Source organism: Propionibacterium acidifaciens DSM 21887 (genome assembly GCF_000426605.1).
Lineage (GTDB): Bacteria > Actinomycetota > Actinomycetes > Propionibacteriales > Propionibacteriaceae > Propionibacterium > Propionibacterium acidifaciens.
Map to the genome: position 1 here is coordinate 13,380 of NZ_AUFR01000017.1, position 16,003 is coordinate 29,382.

Here is a 16,003-nt window from a genome sequence, read left to right on the forward strand (position 1 = left end):
CCCCCGGCGCCGACCTGCGGGCGTCGCTCGTGCCCCTCGGCGCCGACCTGGCGCCGCGCATCGGCCCGTCTGGGTGCTGGGACCCGCGGCCCGGCGCCCCGGTGCCGCGAGTAGATTGCGGGCCGTTGCGCGCCCGGTCCCGCAGGGCGCCGCGGTCACGGGAAAGGGACTCGAATGGTCACGGGGAACGCCTCGGTCGACAACGACGGGGAGCATCTGCAGCGCAGCCTCTCCAACCGTCACATCCAGCTCATCGCGATCGGCGGAGCCATCGGCACCGGCCTGTTCATGGGCTCGGGCAAGACGATCAGCGTCGCCGGACCGAGCATCGTCCTCGTCTACTCGCTCATCGGCGTCATGCTGTTCTTCGTCATGCGCGCCATGGGGGAGCTGCTGCTCCACAACCTGCAGTACAAGTCCTTCCAGGACTTCGCGGCCGATCTGCTCGGCCCCTGGGCGGCCTTCTTCTCCGGCTGGACGTACTGGCTGTGCTGGGTGGTGACGGGCATGGCCGACATCGTGGCCGTGTCGAACTACTGGCGGTTCTGGGTGCCGTCGAAGAACTGGTCCCTCGTCCTGGCCGTCGGCACCCTCGTCGTCCTGTTCCTGCTGAACCTGCTCACCGTGCGGCTCTTCGGCGAGCTGGAGTTCTGGTTCGCGCTCATCAAGGTGATCGCCATCATCGTGCTCATCGTGCTGGGCGCCGTGCTGCTCGTCGTGCGCTTCACCGAGCCCGGCGGAGCCCGCGCCGGACTCACGAACCTGTGGACGCACGGCGGCTTCCTCCCGACCGGCGCGAACGGCTTCCTCGCCGGTTTCCAGATCGCCGTCTTCGCCTACGTCGGCATCGAACTCGTCGGCACCGCCGCCGCCGAGACGCACGACCCGGTGAGGAATCTGCCGAAGGCCATCAACGCGGTGCCCGTGCGGGTGCTCGTCTTCTACGTCGCCGCGCTCACCGCCATCATGTGCGTCACCCCGTGGAACAGCCTCGACCCGGGCCAGTCCCCGTTCGTCACGATGTTCGGGCTGGTCGGTTTCGGCGCCGCGGCGGCCGTGATGAACTTCGTCGTCATCACCGCCGCCGCCTCCGGCGCGAACTCCGGCCTGTATTCGACCTCCCGCATGCTCTACGGCCTGGCCCACAAGGGCATGGCCTCGGACGGCTTCGGTCGCCTCACCCGCAACGGCGTGCCCGCCTGGGGCCTGTTCGTCACCGTCGTCCTCGTCGGCTCCTCGCTGCTGCTGACCCTCTCGCAGTCGATCATGGAGGCCTTCACGCTCGTGACGACCGTCTCGGCCGTGCTCTTCATCTTCATCTGGGGCCTCATCCTCGTGAGCTACCTCGTCTACCGCCACCGGTTCCCGCAGGCCCACGCCGCGTCGGTGTACCGGATGCCGCTCGGGCGCTTCACGAGCTGGCTCGTGCTGGCCTTCTTCGCCTTCACGCTCTACGTGCTCACCCGCCAGCACGACACCCTGACGGCCCTGGCCGTCACACCGGCCTGGTTCATCGGCCTGGGTATCGCCTGGCTCTTCGTGCGGGGGCGCGCCCGTCACGACGACACGATCGTCGGGGGCGAGCGCTCCCTGGCGCTCGCCCCCGCAGGGCCCGAACCGGGCGCCCCCGAGGAGATTCGCGAGGCGGAGGACGCCGAACCGCCGGCATGACGGGCGCCGGACGGCCGAACCGCCGTCGCGGCTCAACCGTTCCGGCCCCGGCGAGGCCGTACGACCCCGACTGCGTCCGGGCAGGGGGCCATGAGTAAAGTCGCGGGCACAGCATGTCCTTTTCGTCCACCGGGGAGTCCAGGAGGGGCAAAGTGCTTGATTGCGTGGTCGTCGGTGCCGGTTTCGCCGGCCTGTCCGCGGCGAGAGAGCTCATCCGGCGCGGCTACGACGTCGCGCTCGTCGAGGCGAGGGGCCGCGCCGGCGGTCGCGTCGTCTCCACCACCCTCTCCGGCGGCGAGGTCATCGACCTGGGCGGTCAGTGGATCGCCCCCAGCCACGACCGCATGCTCGAACTCGTCAAGAACGCCGGCCTCGAGCTCATCGGGGCCAACCCCGGGATGCTCACCCTCGTCCAGCACGGCGAGATCCGCGACGTCGCCCAGTCCGACAGCGACGAGGACGCCCGCACCCCGTTCGCCGTGGCCGACCTCGGGCAGGGCCTCATGCGGCTGCGCCGGCTCGCCGAGCGCGCCGGCCAGGACGACATGTGGGTCGAGGCGAACGCCGCCTGGCTCGACCAGTCCATCGACCGCTGGATCGTCTCCAATCTGCGCACGCCCACCGGTCGCCGTGACATCCGCGCCGCCATGAAGGCCGTCTTCGAGAGCCCGCTCGACAGGATCTCGCTGCGCAAGGCGCTCGGCAAGGTGCGCGAGGGCGTCGACATGGAGAACCTCATCGCCGCCAACGGCGACATCGGCCAGGCCCGCGTCCTGGGCGGCCTCGCCCAACTGCCCGAGCGCATGGCGTCCGAGCTGGGGGACCGGCTCAGGTACCGCTTCGTCGTCGACGCCATCGAGCAGGACGACGACCGCGTCGTCGTCCACCCGAGCCTCGGCGAGGCCCTCGAGGCCCGCACTGCGATCGTGGCGCTGCCGCCGTGGCTGGCCCTCCGGATCCGCGTCACCCCGCCGCTGGCCGGCTGGCGCGAGGACGCGGTGCGCAGGATCGGCGCCGGCAATGTCATCAAGTGCTACGTCGTCTACGACCATCCGTGGTGGCGCGACAAGGGTCTGTCGGGCCAGATGAGCGCCGACGACGGCGCGGTGCGCGTCACCTTCGACTGCACCGACTCCCCGGACGGGCGCGGAGTGCTCATGGGCTTCTTCGAGGGCGGCGAGGCCTCGATGCTCACCAAGTTCTCACGGTCGATGCGCCAACGCATCTTCAAGGACACTCTCGTCGACGTCTTCGGCCCGCAAGCGGCCCGTCCGGTCGAGTACACCGACATCGACTGGGGCGCCGAGGAGTTCACCAGGGGCAGCCACGGCGCGCACTTCGCACCGGGGGTGTGGAGCGTCACCGGCGCCGAGCTCGGCAAGCCGTGCGGACGCATCCACTTCGCCGGCGCCGAGTACGCCGGCAAGTTCAACGGCTACATGGAGGGCGCCGTCCGCTCGGGCGCCGAGACCGCTCAGGAGGTCGTTCTGAGGCTCAACGGGACCGCCCGCTGACTCGCCCTCATCGGGGCGGTCCGCGGTCGGTTCGTCCGGCCGGACGGCGCAGCGGGGGCGCCGACACGGAACGGCGCCGAGGAGCGCTGAGACGCTCCTCGGCAGCGGCTCGGGGCCGCGGCTCAGACGGCGCCCACGCCCCGCTCGCCGGTGCGGATCCGCACGACATCCTCGACGGGGCAGCTCCGCACCTTGCCGTCGCCGACGGTGCCGGTGCGGGCCGCCTCGCAGATCGTCGCGATGATCGGCTCCGCCTCGCGGTCGGCGGCGAGGATCTCGATGCGCACCTCGGCCTGGCCGGAGACCCGCAGGCCGATCGCCCGCTTGGCGATGAGGGCGATGAGCAGGCTCGCGACGAACGAGTGGATCATCACGGCGAGCGCCCCGACCGCCTGGCGGCCCAGCTGGGCGGGGTCGCCGACCAGGCCGTGCCAGGAGAGTCGCCGAAGGCCTCCGAGAAGCCGGACAGCACCCATGCGACGCTGACGATGCCCATCGTGACGATCGACATCATCATGGTGAGGACGCCCTCGGCCCGGACCATGCCTCCGTGGAAGAAGGCCGGGGCCGGCGTCATGAGGAGGACCAGCGCGGCCCTCATGAGCACCCGCGCGGTGTCACCCGTGTTGATCTCCAGAGCTGTCATGCCCCGAACTCTCCCGGATGCTCCTGCTGCTCCGGTGACGTCCGCGCAACCCCGTGTTGACTTCCGCCGCCCCGTTACGGCCGCGTTTCAGACGGTGCCCGGCCCCGGGCGGTCGGCGTCGACGGATCGGCCCGGGTCAGCAGTGCCCGGCCTCGAAACCGCGGGCGGTGAAGTAGACCTGCCCGGCCACCGCGTCCGCGGCCTCGCGGGCGGCGCCCGTCCGGTCGGGCGGGGCGGTGACGACGAGGCTCACGCCGACCCGCTCCCCGGTCGAGGTGGGGATGATCGCCATCTGCCGTGCGACGACCGAGTCGTCCGCGGTCGTGCCCTCGGAGGTCTTGATGTAGCTGCCGACGACGCCGCCGAAGCCGTAGGAGTGCTCGTCGTCGACGTGCCGCATGCGGCTGGTGACGTACCAGTCGCCGCTGGAGCACCACAGCTGCCCGGCGAACTCGGACTGGCTGGCGACCGTCCAGTCCGTCTGGGTGAAGGGCGGGACGCCCTGCCGGTCGGTGCTCGTGGCGACGGTCGTCACCGGGTCCCCGAACTCCTGGAAGACCTTGTCGACGGCCTGCGCCGCATCGTCGGCGCCGCCGAGGAAGGTGTAGAGCGCCTCGTCGGAGGACAGCGACGACTCGCTGATCGACTTGGTGAGCAGATAGGTCAGATTGCTCGGCATCCGGTCGAGGTCGAGGACGGCCAGGGCGATCGGCACGTCGAGCGTGCCCCACGTCGGGCCGCTCGTGAGCGAGCCGGCCGTCCAGGTGGCCGTGAGGCGCTGCCCGACGGGCGCGACGCCGGCGACGGCCAGGCCGACCCGCACGCCGTAGCGCGACTCGATCCCCTCGACCTGGGAGCGCAGCACGGCCAGGTTCACGTCGGCGACGGGTTCGACGGGGCCCGGCGGGGGCGGGGGCGTGCGGCTCGGCGAGGGCGTCGGCGTCCCGCTGGTGGTCACCTCCACGGGGGCCGGGCGCCCGTTCGCCGAACGGCTGGCGCCGAAGACGATGACGGCGAGGAGGACGAGCGCCATGGGCACGACGACGAGGGGCAGCGGCGCGTGCCAGACGTGCCGGGCGCTGCCGAGCGCCCCGCGGTAGCCGGAGGACGCGGTGATGCGCCGGCCCGTTCCGCGGAGGCGTCCCGAGGACGAGCGTCTGCCGGTCATCGGAGTCTCCTTACGTGCCTCGTGTTCCGTGCCCCGTGCGCGCCCGACGGGGCGCGACGCACCCGGTGCCGGAGCCGGGACCATCCTAGGGCCGGCGCCCGCCGGTCAGTCGGTCGACGGGCGGACCGGGCAGTGCGGCTCGGGCGCCTCGTCGGGGCCCGGGTCGGCGTAGTCGTACGGGTCGAAGTCCGCCAGCTCGCCCCACGGCACCTCGACGTCGAAGGCGCCGATCGCCGCGGTGGGGAAGGAGCCGTGCGCCGGGGCCGCCCCGGCGCGGTCGAAGGCCCGGGTGAACTCCCCGGCCAGCGCGGGGATCGTCGGGGCGTGGCCGAGGACGAGGAGGGTCCGCACCTCGTCGGGGGTCTCGGCGATGCGGGCCAGCATGGTGCGGGTGCCGGCGTCGTAGAGCTCGGCCCGGAACTCGACATGCACCGGGACGCCGTCCACGTCGGGCAGGCGCAGCTCGGCGAATGTCTCGCGGGTGCGTTCGGCGTCCGAGACGAGCGCCCGCTCGATGCGCGCCCCGGCCAGCCGCTCGCCGACCTCGCGCGCCTGGAGGCGCCCGCGGGTGCTGAGCCTGCGGTCCTTGTCGCCGTGCGGGCTGAAGGACTCCGCCTGGGCGTGGCGCATGAGGTAGAGACGTCGCATCATGGGGCGAGTCTATGGCCGCCCGGCTCCCCGTCCCGCGGTTCTCGCGAGGACGGACGGCGGCCGCGGGGACCGGCGCACCGGCCCGGCCGGCCCGCCGGCCGCATGGGGGGCGAGCCGCCCGGGCGGGCGGGGTTCAGGAGGAGCGGGGCCTGCGGGCGACGAGGAGGTCCCGCCGGATCGACGAGTCGACCCGATGGGCGAAGTCGTCCCATCCGGGGCCGGTGCAGACCTCGAGACCGGCCCCGGCGCAGATCGCGGCGAGCCCGTCCCGGTCGAGCCCGAGGGTGTTCCACGCGATGCCGAGCGCGCCGCCGCCGCGCAGCTGCCCCGCCCACACGGGGACCGCCTCGGCCAGGAGCGCCGCGGGGGAGCGCTCGGCCCTGCCGTCGCCGTCCCCCGCCGCGGCGTCCCGGCCCCTCCGGCGGGCGCCGTGGACGATGCCGTACGGCGCGTCGGTGACGATGGCGTCGAAGCGGCGCCGGCCGAACAGGGCCGCCGCGTCGCGGGTGTCTCCGGTCAGGACGCCCATCGTCAGCGCGGGGGCGCCCTCGACGGCGGGGTGCCCGCTCGTTGCGACCGCCGGGGCGGTGCTCGCGTCGAAGCGATGACCGATGACGCGGCCCTGGCGGCGCACCGGGCGGACCTCGGCGGAGTGCTTGAGGCGCTTGCGGCGCAGATAGGTCCGCATGAACGCGGCCAGCTGCTCGACGGCCCTCTCGTCGAGCTCGACGCCGAAGCCGTTGTGGCCCGTCTCCCATGCGGCCTGGAGCGTCGTGCCGCGTCCGGCCATCGGGTCGAGGACGTCCAGCTGGACGCCCCCGCCCGGCAGGGCCGCCCGTTCGCCACCGGTGCGCACCTGGGCGCAGGTGACATGGAGGAGCAGGCGGGTGAACATCTCGTTCGTCTTGCCCGCGTACTTGGTGATCGTGAGGAGGTCGTCGTCCATGATCCGCGCCCGCGGCAGCTCCACCGGGCGCAGCAGCCCGTCGGCGAGCTCGAACAGGGCGAGCGCGCTGGACTGGCGCGCCAGCTGCGCCGGGTCGAGCCGGTCCGTGCCGAGGCCCACGTAGTCGACGCCGGCGATCCGGATGCGGTGGGCGCCCTCGATGCCGGTCGTGACGGCCAGCTCGGCCACCGCGAGCGCGGGGGCGGCCTCGGCGTAGACTCGGTTCGCGGACGGGGCGACGAGCATGACGTAATCGCTCACGCGCCCCATCCTCCCACGACGAGGACCCCGCCGTCCGGGTGCGGTCGGGCGCCCCTTCACGTATCACGGCCGGGGCCGTGACGCACCACGGAGACGAGGCACATGGCCGCATCACGGGGCGCCGGCGACGGGCCGGGGTTCGCCGTCGCGCCGCGGCCCCCGTACTCCCGGCCGTCCGTTCTCGCGCTCGTCGGCGCGGGCGGCTTCCTCGGCACGCTCTGCCGCTGGGGCCTCCGGCGGCTGGTCGGCGAGCGCGGCGGCTGGCCGCTCGCGACCCTCGTCGTGAACCTGGTGGGCGCCTTCGTCCTCGGGCTCCTTCTCGAGGCCCTCTCGCACCACCGGGACGAGGGTCTTCGCCGTGCGCTGCGGCTCGGTCTCGGCACCGGCTTCTGCGGGGCCCTCACCACCTACTCGACCTTCGCCGTCGAGGTCGTGATGCTCGCCGATGGCGGGAACCGCCTGCTCGCGCTCCTCTACCCGTGCGTCACCGTGGCGGGCGGTCTGCTCCTCGCCCTGGCCGGCGTCCTCCTCGCCGGTCGAGGCTCCCGCGCGCAGCGCGGCGCCGCCACGGCCCCGGGCGCTGTCGGGGACGCCGCCATCGGGGGCCGTGCCGCCGGTCAGGGTCCTGCCGGTCGAGGTCGTGCCGCGCGTGCTGCTGATCCGGGCCGTACCGCTCGCGGTGCCGGCGGGGGCAGCGCGGAGCGTCCTGCTCGTGGCGGACGCGCGGCGCGCGGGGAACGAGGCGGCCGATGAGCCCCGGACTCGTGCTCCTCATGGGCCTGGCCGGGGGTCTCGGCGCCGTCGCCCGGTTCGTCGTCGACGCCTTCCTCAAGTCCCGCGTCCGCACCGCGGTGCCGGTGGGCACGGTCACGATCAACCTCGTCGGCTCGTTCCTCCTGGGCCTGGTCGCCGGGCTGGTCGTCTCCGGCGCCGACGGCCGGCTGGCCCCCGTGGCGGGCACGGGCTTCTGCGGCGGGTTCACCACCTTCAGCACCGCCAGCGTCGAGATCGTGCTCCTGCTGAGGGGCGACCGGCCGCGGCCGGCGCTGGCGGCCCTCTGCCTCAACGCCCTCGGCGCCGTGGCGGCGGCCTGGCTCGGCCTGCTCGTCGCCGGTTAGGGCAGGGCCCGGCGGGGGCCGTGGCGGATCCCCTCCCGGGGTCGTGCTCCCCGGCCCCGGAGGTTCCGCCGACGCACGCGGAGGAGTCCTCTTCCGGCCCCGGGCGGCGGCCGCGCCTGCAGCGGTCCCGACCATGCGTCGGCGCCCGCGGACCGGGATCGTGGGCCGTTGCACCGGGCCGTGCCGGCCGGAGGACGGACCGCCGTACGGCGCGGGGCATGACGGCGCGGGGCATGACGAGGGGCCGGACGGATCGCCGTCCGGCCCCGGTGCCGCCGTTCTCCGCTACGCCGCCCCAGCGGGACCGCTCACTGCAGGTCCACCTTGTGGTGCTCGTACGGGGTGCCCTTGGCGCGGGCGTACGAGGCGCGGATCTCCGCCTCGGCCTCCTCACGGCCCGCCCACGACGCGCCCTCGACCGATTTGCCCGGCTCGAGGTCCTTGTAGACGGTGAAGAAGTGCTCGATCTCCAGCATCACCATCTGGGGCACGTCGTCCAGGTCGTCCATGTAGTCGCGCCGACGGTCCGCCGTGGCGATGCACAGGACCTTGTCGTCACCGCCCATCTCGTCCTGCATCTGGAACATGGCGATCGCCCGGCACTCGATGAGGCATCCGGGGAAGGTGGGCTCGGGCACGATGACCATCGCATCGAGCGGGTCACCGTCCTCGCCGAGCGTGCCCTCGATGAAGCCGTAGTCGTACGGGTACTGCGTCGAGGTGAACAGGGTCCGGTCGAGGCGGATGCGACCCGTGTTGTGGTCCATCTCGTACTTGTTCTTCGTGCCGCGGGGGATCTCGACGGTCATGTCGAAGGTCAAGCCGTACTGGGGCAGGCCCGTGGCAATTCGAAAATCATCGGTCACAGCGTTGCGTCCTTATGATTGGGGAACCTGGGCCAGACACTACCCGTTCGGGGGCGGCAGAGTGAATTCCACGAGAAGACAGTCGGGACGACGGAGGGCGGTGCTCGGCGTCGTCGTCGCGCTCGCCGCCGTCGGCGCGGGGGGACGATTCGGGGCGCGCGCGGCGGGTCTGCTCGTCGACGGCGGGGCCTCCACGGCCCCGTCCGGCCTGTACGCGGCAGAGGACGAGGGCGTCGGCGTCGTCGACCCGGCGCTCGGACCCGGGCCGTACCCGGAACTGTCCCCCGGCGCCGTCTCGGGGGCCCTGTCCGACGCGGGCCTCGACCCCTCGTGGGCCGTCTCGGTCCGCGACCCGACGAGCGGCGACGAGGTCTTCGACCAGAACGGCGGGCAGGCCATCATCCCGGCCTCGAACCTCAAGCTCATGACGACGACGAGCCTGCTCGACGCCGTCGGCTCCGACACCCGCTGGACCACCAGCGTGGTGGCCGAGCCCGACGGCGGCTACACGCTCGTCGGCGGCGGCGACCCCCTGCTGGCGAGCACCGAGTCGGCCTACCACGGCGAGGGCCCCCGCCCGGCGACCTCGCAGGAGCTGGCCGAACGGACCGCCCGTGCCCTGTCGGCGCAGGGCGTCACCTCGATCTCCCTCGGCTACGACGAGTCGCTGTTCACCGGCCCCACCCGTCATCCGGACTGGTCCGAGGGGGACATGGAGTACGTCAACGACGTCTCCGCCCTGACGATCGACCAGGGCGACGACTCCGGCGACCCGGGCGCCGCGGCGGCCCGCACCTTCGCCGAGCAGCTCACCGCGGCCGGCATCACCGTCGACGGCGAACCGACGGCCCGCACCGCCGACGGCTCGGCGAGCACCGTCGCCCAGGTCGAGTCGCTGCCGCTGTCCCAGATCGTCCAGCTCTGCCTGCGGCACTCGGACAACGCGATCGCCGAGAACCTGCTGCGCCACCTGGCGATCGCTCAGGGCCTGCCGGCCGACTTCGCCGGGGGAGTGACCGCACTCGAGCAGCGGATGCGCGCACTCGGCGTCTGGTCGGACGCCGACTCCCTGCACGACGGCTCCGGCCTGTCCGGGAACAACCGCCTCACCTCCGACACACTCAGCCGGATCGTCGTCGTGGCCGCCGGCTCGGACGACATGCGGGCCGGCCTGGCCGGCATGCCCGTCGCCGCGGCGACGGGCAGCCTCGAGACCCGCTACCTGGACTCCTCGTCGTCCGCCGGGGCCGGCCTGGTGCGCGCCAAGACCGGCACCCTCGACGTGGCGAGCACCCTGACCGGCTACACGCCGACCGCCGACGGTTCGATCGCCGTGTTCACCATCGTCATCAACGGCTCCGGCACCGAGGCCCGCCCCTTCCTCGACCGGCTCGCCGCCGCCCTGGCCGGCTGCCGATGCGCGGCCTGAGCCCATGAGCACCCGCGCCCTCGGACCGAGGGCCCTCGCCGTGACGAGGGCCCTCGCGCCCGTCGTCGCCGAGGCCCTCGACGGCGCCCTGCGGGTGCGGGCCGCCTGCTCCGGCGGCCCCGACTCCCTCGCCCTGGCCGCCGCGCTGGCCTGGCACGCCCGCCGCGAGCCCGCCCTCATGGCGGAGGCCCTCGTCGTCGACCACCGGCTCCAGCCGGGCTCCGGGCGCGTCGCCGGGCGCGTCGCCGAGCAGCTGGACGCGCTGGGCCTGGCGGCCCGCGTCACGGCCGTCGACGTGGACCGCGGCGCCGGCCCGGGGCCCGAGGCGGCCGCCCGGCGCGCCCGGTACGCGGCCCTGCGCGGCCCCGGGCCGTCAGGGGCCGCGCCCGGCCTCGTCCTGCTCGGCCACACCCTCGACGACCAGGCCGAGACCGTCCTGCTCGGCCTGGCCCGGGGCTCTGGCATCCGCTCGCTCGCCGGGATGCCCGCCCGCAGCGGCACCGCCCCGGTCCTCGTGCGGCCGCTGCTGGGTCTGCGCCGGGCCGACACGGCGGCGGCCTGCGCCGACTGGGGCCTGGAGCCGTGGCACGACCCCCAGAACGACGACGCCGCCTACGCCCGCGTGCGGGTGCGCCGCGAGATCATGCCGCTGCTCGAGGCCCGCCTCGGCCCCGGCATCGCCCGGGCCCTGGCCCGCACCGCCTCCCTCGCCGCCGCCGACGCCGACCTGCTCGACGGGCTCGCCGCCCGCGCCGCGCCCGGCCTCGTCGGGGACGGCGGCCTGGACGCCGGCGCCCTCGCCGCCCAGCCGCCGGCCCTGCGCGGGCGCATCGTCCGGTCATGGCTGGTCGGCGCCGGCGTCGTCGAGCCGAGCGCCGCCCACACGGGGGCGGTGCTCGCCCTCGTCGAGGACTGGCACGGCCAGCGGGGCGTCGACCTGCCCGGCGGCGTGCGGGTCGTCCGCGCCGGTGGCACGCTGCGGGCCGCCCGCCCGCGGCACTGATCACGGTCCGAGGAGAAGGATCCCGAGCCGCGGATCCGCTCTTGCCGCGCGCTCGCGGCGCCGAAGCACCCGTGGGTCGTCGGAACGAGCGGGTCGGCTCCCGGAAGCGCGGCGCTGATCCGCGTGGCGCACGGCGTCGATGCCGGCCGGGCTCGGGCCCCGCCGCGCGCGTGGCCACTGAGACCTGGCGGCCGCGTCCCGCCCGACGGTCCGGTGGGCCCCGCCGCGCGCGTGGCACTGATCCCGTGCGCCGATCCTGCTGCACTAACCTTGTCGGCGTGGATGCAGCCGACATCAGCGCAGACCTGGAGCACGTGCTCCGCACCGCCGACCAGATCGATGCGAGGGTCGCGGAGCTCGCCGCCCTCATCGATGCCGACTACGCGGGTCGCAGGCCGGTCCTCGTGGGCGTGCTCAACGGCGCGATGATCGTCATGTCCGATCTGTGCCGCGCCATGCACTGCCATGTCGAGGTCGACTGGATGGCCGTCAGCTCCTACGGCTCCGGCACCCGCAGCTCCGGCGTCGTGCGCATCCTCAAGGACCTCACCGTCGACGTCGCCGGTCGCGACGTGCTCATCGTCGAGGACATCATCGACACCGGCCTCACGCTCAGCTACCTGGTGCACAACATCGCCACCCGCGGCGCGGCGAGCGTGCGGGTGGCGACGATGTTCCGCAAGCCGGAGGCCCTCAACGCCCCGGTCGAGGCCGACTACGTCGGCTTCGACCTGCCCGACGAGTTCGTCGTCGGCTACGGGCTCGACTACGCGGGCCGCTACCGGAACCTGCGCGACCTCGCGACGCTCGCGCCCCACGTCTACCGCTGATGCCCGCCGAATCGACCCCCGACCAGGTGATCCAGTGACCGAGAAGCCGTCCCGCGAGATCGACAACACGCCCTGTCTGGGACCGGGCGCCCGGCCCGCCCCGGGCTTCGACGGCGCCCGCATCGAGGCGGCCGTCCGCGAGCTGCTCATCGGCATGGGCGAGGACCCCGACCGCGACGGCCTGCGCGACACCCCGGCCCGCGTCGCCCGCGCCTACGCCGAGGTCTTCAGCGGCATCGGCCGCGACCCCGACGAGGTGCTGGCCCGCACCTTCGACATCAGCCACGAGGAGATGGTGCTCGTGCGCGACATCGAGGTCTACAGCACCTGCGAGCACCACCTCATGCCCTTCCACGGCGTCGCCCACGTCTGCTACATCCCGCCCCGGAACGGCCGTGTCACCGGCCTGTCGAAGATCGCCCGGCTCGTCGAGCTGTACGCCCGCCGCCCCCAGGTGCAGGAGCGCCTCACCGGCCAGGTCGCCGACGCCCTCGTGCACACCCTGCAGGCCCGCGGCGCCCTCGTCGTCGTCGACTGCGAGCACCTGTGCATGACGATGCGCGGCGTGCGCAAGCCCGGTGCCCGCACCGTGACCTCCGCCGTGCGGGGCCAGCTGCGCGATCCCGCCACGCGGGCCGAGGCCATGAGCCTCATCAACTCCTGACGCCGTTCCGCCGATCGGTCCCGGCCTGGTCCGGGCCGGTCGGCCCTCCGAGGCCGCCCGCCCGGCACACCGGTCCGGCTCTCGGAGGCCAGTGCGGGCCCCGGTCCGGAGGTCGGCGTCGGGGGAGGGTCGTGTGGGATCCGGCTCGTGGTCCTTCGGGCTGGTGTCCTGTTCGGTGTCGTCCGGGTTCTGTCGGTGGTTTGGTCTGGATGCCCTCTGATCGGGTCCCCGCTACGCGACGGCGGCCCGCCCGACCCCGGGCCCGACCGTCGCCGGACGCGCGGGGGAGGGCGTACTCGTCGCCGGATTCCGCCCGGGGCGTGGGATTCCGGCCCGTGGGCCCCGGAACTCCGTACACTCACCCCCATGGGTCATACCTTGGTGATGGGCATCATCAACGTCACTCCTGATTCGTTCAGCGACGGGGGCATGTGGTTGGGCACGTCGGCGGCCGTCGGGCACGGTCTCGACCTCATAGCCCAGGGCGCCAAGATTCTCGACGTGGGCGGCGAGTCGACGCGTCCGGGCGCCGAGCGGGTCAGCGAGGAGGAGGAGATGACGCGCGTCATGCCGGTCATCGAGGGGCTCCGCATCCCGGCGGCGGCGACCGGTGTCGCGTTGAGTGTCGACACGATGCGCTCGTCGGTGGCCCGGGCCGCCGTGCGGGCCGGCGCGTCGATCGTCAACGACGTCTCGGGCGGTCTGGCCGACACGGGGATGCTCGGCGCCGTCGCCGAGCTCGGCGTCGACTACATCTGCCAGCACTGGCGGGGCTTCGGATCGGAGATGAACAGGGCCGCCGAGTACGACGACGTCGTCGCCGAGGTCCGCGCAGAGCTCGAGGCCCGCTGCCGGGCCGCCGTGGACGCCGGCATCGCGCCCGAGCGGGTCATCGCCGACCCGGGCCTGGGCTTCGCCAAGAACGCCGAGCACGACTGGCGGATCCTCGCCCACCTCGACGCGTTCACCGGGCTGGGCCACCGGGTGCTCATCGGTGCCAGCCGCAAGCGCTTCCTCGGCAGCCTGCTCAACGGCCGCCCGACCGCCGAGCGGGACGCCGCGACCGCCGCCGTCTCGGCATGGTGCTGCGTGCGCGGGATCTGGGCGGTGCGCACCCACGAGGTGCGCTCCCAGGTCGACACGATCACCGTCATCGAGCACCTGCGCGGGGCCTCATGAGCGACGGGCCGTTCCCGATGTCTGCGGACGGGTCGCCGCTGGGCGCCGGGCCGGGCGGAGACGCGGTGCCGGGCCGGGCGAGGATCGCGCTGACCGGGCTGCGGATCATGGCCCGCCACGGCGTCCTGCCCGTCGAGCACGCCGAGGAGCAGCCCTTCATCGTCGATGCGGAGCTGGTCGTCGACGAACCCGAGCGCGACGAGCTCTCACGCACCGTCGACTACGCTGAGGTCGCCCGCGTCATCGTCCGGACGGTCGGCGGCGGCCACGTCGACCTCGTCGAGACCCTCGCCGCCCGGATCGCCGACGCCTGCCTGGTCCTTCCCGGAGTGCGCGCATCGGCCGTGCGCGTCCACAAGCCCGAGGCGCCCATCGGCCTGCCCTTCCGGGACGTCTCGGCGACCGTCGTCCGACGCGCAGGCGACGGCGCCGGGACGGGCACGACGCCCGACGGGACGCCCGCATGAACGGGGCCGCCCGGCCGGGCGCCGGCGCGAATGGGGCGTCCGACGATCCCGGTGCGGGCCGGCACGTCGTGCTCAGCATGGGCTCGAACCTGGGGGATCGCCGTGCCGCGCTGCGTGCCGGCGTCGACGACCTCGCCGCCACGCCGGGCATCGCGCACGTCCGCGTCTCATCCGTGTACCTCACGGAGCCGGTCGGTGTCGTCGGTCAGGACGACTTCCTCAACATCGTCGTCACGGCCGACACCGTACTGGAGCCGCTCGCGCTGCTCGAGCGCGCCAACGCCGTCGAGGCCGCCCACGGGCGTCGGCGCGATCCGCGCGTGCCCCACGGCCCCCGCACCCTCGACATCGACCTCGTCGTCGTCGAGGGCCTCACGAGCGCCACGCGGCGTCTGCGGCTGCCGCATCCGCGCGCGCACGAACGCGCCTTCGTCCTCGTTCCCTGGGCGGAGCTGGAACCGCGGGCGGTGCTCCCGCAGGGGAGAATTCTCGATCTGCTGGACGGCATGGACGCCTCCGGTGTGGTGCGCACCGATCCGCCGATCCACCCCCGCCGCGGCGAATGACCCCATCATCCCCTGACCCGGCAAAGGGCCGCGGCCGCCCGAATTGCACGAATTCGGGCCCGCCCTCGCCGATTTCTTTGTCCTCGGCGCATTCCTCTGGTTATATTGCTCCTGTCCATGCAGACACCAACCGGCATCGCACCAGGGCGGTGCCACCACGAGGAGGAGAACAATGGCGCGCAAGGTTCAGGTGGTCCTCACCGATGACGTCGACGGCGGCGAGGCCAGCGAGACGGTGAATTTCGCCCTCGACGGCGTCACCTACGAAATCGACCTGTCCGACGAGAATGCCGCGAAGCTGCGCGATCAGCTCGCCTACTGGGTCGGCAATGCTCGCCGGGTGAGCGGTCGTCGCACCACCGGTCGCCGCCGCAGCGGCGGGAGCGATGCCGCCAAGATCCGCGAGTGGGCCCAGGCCAATGGTCACCAGGTCCCCCCGCGCGGGCGCATCCCCAATGAGGTCCGCCAGGCCTACGAGGCCGCGAAGCACTGATTCCGATTCCTCCGCCGTCGTGCCGCGGCGCGACGGCCGTGATGCGGCGAATGGGGCGAGGAGCCGGTCTCCTCGCCCCATTGCCGTCCCCCGACGGCCCCGCCGCGTCGTCACGGAAGGGGCCCTCCGTCCTTCTTGCCTCTCGGCGCCGAGGGCCCGCCCTCGCGCCGTGACGGCGTCGGATCGGGGCCGCGTGCGGCTCCTCGTCCCACGGGGCCGTGATGCCCCACGGGATCGCGGGGCCCGCGCCGTGGGCACTGCGCGGGCCCGTCCCGCCGCCCGGACGGGCGCGCACGCGTCGTTCCCGCTTCCGAGGAGGCGCGCTGCCTGCTCCGTGGAGGCGCCGGCGCCGCCCGCCTCCCGGACCGGCTCGTCATCGCCTCGGAGCGGTGCCCGGCGTCATCCCTTCTCGCGGGGCCGGGCCTTGCGCCGGGGGCGAACAGCGGGATGATTGGGCCTTGAGCACGGGTTTGTATCATGAGAGTTGAGCGCACCGGACTCAGGCCACTCGGGGATCGGGGCCGAGCGCTC

The 16,003-nt window shown here is 73.7% G+C and carries 18 protein-coding genes; 12 read left to right on the forward strand and 6 right to left on the reverse strand.

From position 1 onward, the window contains the following. The first annotated feature begins 174 nt into the window (after nucleotides 1-174). Nucleotides 175-1,671, forward strand: a complete 1,497-nt coding sequence (locus K336_RS15215) for an amino acid permease (protein WP_081660672.1) — start codon at nucleotides 175-177, stop codon at nucleotides 1,669-1,671. Between the two features lie 152 nt (nucleotides 1,672-1,823). Next, on the forward strand, nucleotides 1,824-3,185 hold the full coding sequence (locus K336_RS0107330) for a flavin monoamine oxidase family protein (RefSeq protein WP_028706670.1): 1,362 nt from the start codon (nucleotides 1,824-1,826) through the stop codon (nucleotides 3,183-3,185). Nucleotides 3,186-3,307: 122 nt separating this feature from the next. Here K336_RS0107330 and K336_RS15220 read toward each other — a convergent pair whose 3' ends face one another. From K336_RS15220 to K336_RS0107355, 5 genes are all read right to left on the reverse strand, one after another. Further along, nucleotides 3,308-3,556, reverse strand: a complete 249-nt coding sequence (locus K336_RS15220) for a P-II family nitrogen regulator (protein ID WP_081660674.1) — start codon at nucleotides 3,554-3,556, stop codon at nucleotides 3,308-3,310. Then, complete coding sequence (locus K336_RS0107340; protein ID WP_028706672.1) at nucleotides 3,556-3,831, reverse strand: ammonium transporter; 276 nt, start codon at nucleotides 3,829-3,831, stop codon at nucleotides 3,556-3,558. The genes K336_RS15220 and K336_RS0107340 overlap by 1 nt, the downstream gene beginning before the upstream one ends. A gap of 136 nt (nucleotides 3,832-3,967) precedes the next feature. Further along, a complete protein-coding gene (locus K336_RS0107345; RefSeq protein ID WP_028706673.1) occupies nucleotides 3,968-4,999 on the reverse strand; it encodes a hypothetical protein in 1,032 nt (343 codons plus the stop codon). A 105-nt stretch (nucleotides 5,000-5,104) separates the two neighbouring features. Then, nucleotides 5,105-5,650, reverse strand: coding sequence for a SixA phosphatase family protein (locus K336_RS17005; RefSeq protein WP_081660675.1), 546 nt, complete (start codon nucleotides 5,648-5,650; stop codon nucleotides 5,105-5,107). Between the two features lie 133 nt (nucleotides 5,651-5,783). Continuing rightward, on the reverse strand, nucleotides 5,784-6,857 hold the full coding sequence (locus K336_RS0107355; RefSeq protein ID WP_028706674.1) for a TRM11 family methyltransferase: 1,074 nt from the start codon (nucleotides 6,855-6,857) through the stop codon (nucleotides 5,784-5,786). A gap of 102 nt (nucleotides 6,858-6,959) precedes the next feature. On the opposite strand from K336_RS0107355, the gene K336_RS15230 reads away from it, so the two are divergent. Both K336_RS15230 and K336_RS0107365 read left to right on the forward strand, forming a co-directional pair. Further along, on the forward strand, nucleotides 6,960-7,610 hold the full coding sequence (locus tag K336_RS15230) for a fluoride efflux transporter FluC (protein ID WP_155945029.1): 651 nt from the start codon (nucleotides 6,960-6,962) through the stop codon (nucleotides 7,608-7,610). Then, on the forward strand, nucleotides 7,607-7,975 hold the full coding sequence (locus K336_RS0107365; RefSeq protein WP_021798868.1) for a fluoride efflux transporter FluC: 369 nt from the start codon (nucleotides 7,607-7,609) through the stop codon (nucleotides 7,973-7,975). The genes K336_RS15230 and K336_RS0107365 overlap by 4 nt, the downstream gene beginning before the upstream one ends. A 308-nt stretch (nucleotides 7,976-8,283) precedes the next feature. On the opposite strand, the gene K336_RS0107370 is transcribed toward K336_RS0107365, so the two are convergent. Further along, nucleotides 8,284-8,841: an inorganic diphosphatase gene (locus K336_RS0107370; RefSeq protein WP_021798865.1), complete on the reverse strand. Its 558-nt coding sequence runs from the start codon at nucleotides 8,839-8,841 to the stop codon at nucleotides 8,284-8,286. A 61-nt stretch (nucleotides 8,842-8,902) separates the two neighbouring features. Here K336_RS0107370 and dacB point away from each other — a divergent pair, with 61 nt between their 5' ends. From dacB to K336_RS0107410, 8 genes are all read left to right on the forward strand, one after another. Next, a complete protein-coding gene (dacB, locus tag K336_RS15235) occupies nucleotides 8,903-10,270 on the forward strand; it encodes a D-alanyl-D-alanine carboxypeptidase/D-alanyl-D-alanine endopeptidase (RefSeq protein WP_162142579.1) in 1,368 nt (455 codons plus the stop codon). Between the two features lie 4 nt (nucleotides 10,271-10,274). Beyond that, nucleotides 10,275-11,273 carry a tRNA lysidine(34) synthetase TilS gene (gene tilS, locus K336_RS0107380; RefSeq protein ID WP_028706676.1) on the forward strand — a complete coding sequence of 333 codons (999 nt, stop codon included), beginning with the start codon at nucleotides 10,275-10,277 and terminating at the stop codon, nucleotides 11,271-11,273. Between the two features lie 278 nt (nucleotides 11,274-11,551). After that, nucleotides 11,552-12,103: a hypoxanthine phosphoribosyltransferase gene (hpt, locus tag K336_RS0107385; RefSeq protein ID WP_021796752.1), complete on the forward strand. Its 552-nt coding sequence runs from the start codon at nucleotides 11,552-11,554 to the stop codon at nucleotides 12,101-12,103. 58 nt (nucleotides 12,104-12,161) lie between these two features. Then, nucleotides 12,162-12,767: a GTP cyclohydrolase I FolE gene (folE, locus tag K336_RS0107390; protein WP_051245516.1), complete on the forward strand. Its 606-nt coding sequence runs from the start codon at nucleotides 12,162-12,164 to the stop codon at nucleotides 12,765-12,767. A 366-nt stretch (nucleotides 12,768-13,133) separates the two neighbouring features. Continuing rightward, the gene (folP, locus tag K336_RS0107395) at nucleotides 13,134-13,946 is read left to right on the forward strand and encodes a dihydropteroate synthase (RefSeq protein WP_028706677.1); all 813 of its coding nucleotides are present in this window, start codon (nucleotides 13,134-13,136) and stop codon (nucleotides 13,944-13,946) included. Further along, the gene (gene folB / locus K336_RS15240) at nucleotides 13,943-14,413 is read left to right on the forward strand and encodes a dihydroneopterin aldolase (RefSeq protein ID WP_226906017.1); all 471 of its coding nucleotides are present in this window, start codon (nucleotides 13,943-13,945) and stop codon (nucleotides 14,411-14,413) included. Before folP ends, folB begins: the two co-directional genes overlap by 4 nt. Continuing rightward, nucleotides 14,410-14,979: a 2-amino-4-hydroxy-6-hydroxymethyldihydropteridine diphosphokinase gene (folK, locus tag K336_RS15245; RefSeq protein WP_021796750.1), complete on the forward strand. Its 570-nt coding sequence runs from the start codon at nucleotides 14,410-14,412 to the stop codon at nucleotides 14,977-14,979. Before folB ends, folK begins: the two co-directional genes overlap by 4 nt. Before the next feature lie 172 nt (nucleotides 14,980-15,151). Continuing rightward, the gene (locus K336_RS0107410) at nucleotides 15,152-15,472 is read left to right on the forward strand and encodes a histone-like nucleoid-structuring protein Lsr2 (RefSeq protein WP_021796748.1); all 321 of its coding nucleotides are present in this window, start codon (nucleotides 15,152-15,154) and stop codon (nucleotides 15,470-15,472) included. Nucleotides 15,473-16,003: the final 531 nt, after the last annotated feature.

Coding starts and splice junctions, on each gene's coding strand:
- K336_RS15215 (WP_081660672.1), top strand. CDS start 175: ATGGTCACGGGGAACGCCTCGGTCGACAACGACGGGGAGCATCTGCAG.
- K336_RS15220 (WP_081660674.1), bottom strand. CDS start 3,556: ATGATCCACTCGTTCGTCGCGAGCCTGCTCATCGCCCTCATCGCCAAG.
- K336_RS0107340 (WP_028706672.1), bottom strand. CDS start 3,831: ATGACAGCTCTGGAGATCAACACGGGTGACACCGCGCGGGTGCTCATG.
- K336_RS0107345 (WP_028706673.1), bottom strand. CDS start 4,999: ATGACCGGCAGACGCTCGTCCTCGGGACGCCTCCGCGGAACGGGCCGG.
- K336_RS17005 (WP_081660675.1), bottom strand. CDS start 5,650: ATGATGCGACGTCTCTACCTCATGCGCCACGCCCAGGCGGAGTCCTTC.
- K336_RS15230 (WP_155945029.1), top strand. CDS start 6,960: ATGGCCGCATCACGGGGCGCCGGCGACGGGCCGGGGTTCGCCGTCGCG.
- K336_RS0107365 (WP_021798868.1), top strand. CDS start 7,607: ATGAGCCCCGGACTCGTGCTCCTCATGGGCCTGGCCGGGGGTCTCGGC.
- tilS (WP_028706676.1), top strand. CDS start 10,275: ATGAGCACCCGCGCCCTCGGACCGAGGGCCCTCGCCGTGACGAGGGCC.
- folP (WP_028706677.1), top strand. CDS start 13,134: ATGGGTCATACCTTGGTGATGGGCATCATCAACGTCACTCCTGATTCG.
- folB (WP_226906017.1), top strand. CDS start 13,943: ATGAGCGACGGGCCGTTCCCGATGTCTGCGGACGGGTCGCCGCTGGGC.
- folK (WP_021796750.1), top strand. CDS start 14,410: ATGAACGGGGCCGCCCGGCCGGGCGCCGGCGCGAATGGGGCGTCCGAC.
- K336_RS0107410 (WP_021796748.1), top strand. CDS start 15,152: ATGGCGCGCAAGGTTCAGGTGGTCCTCACCGATGACGTCGACGGCGGC.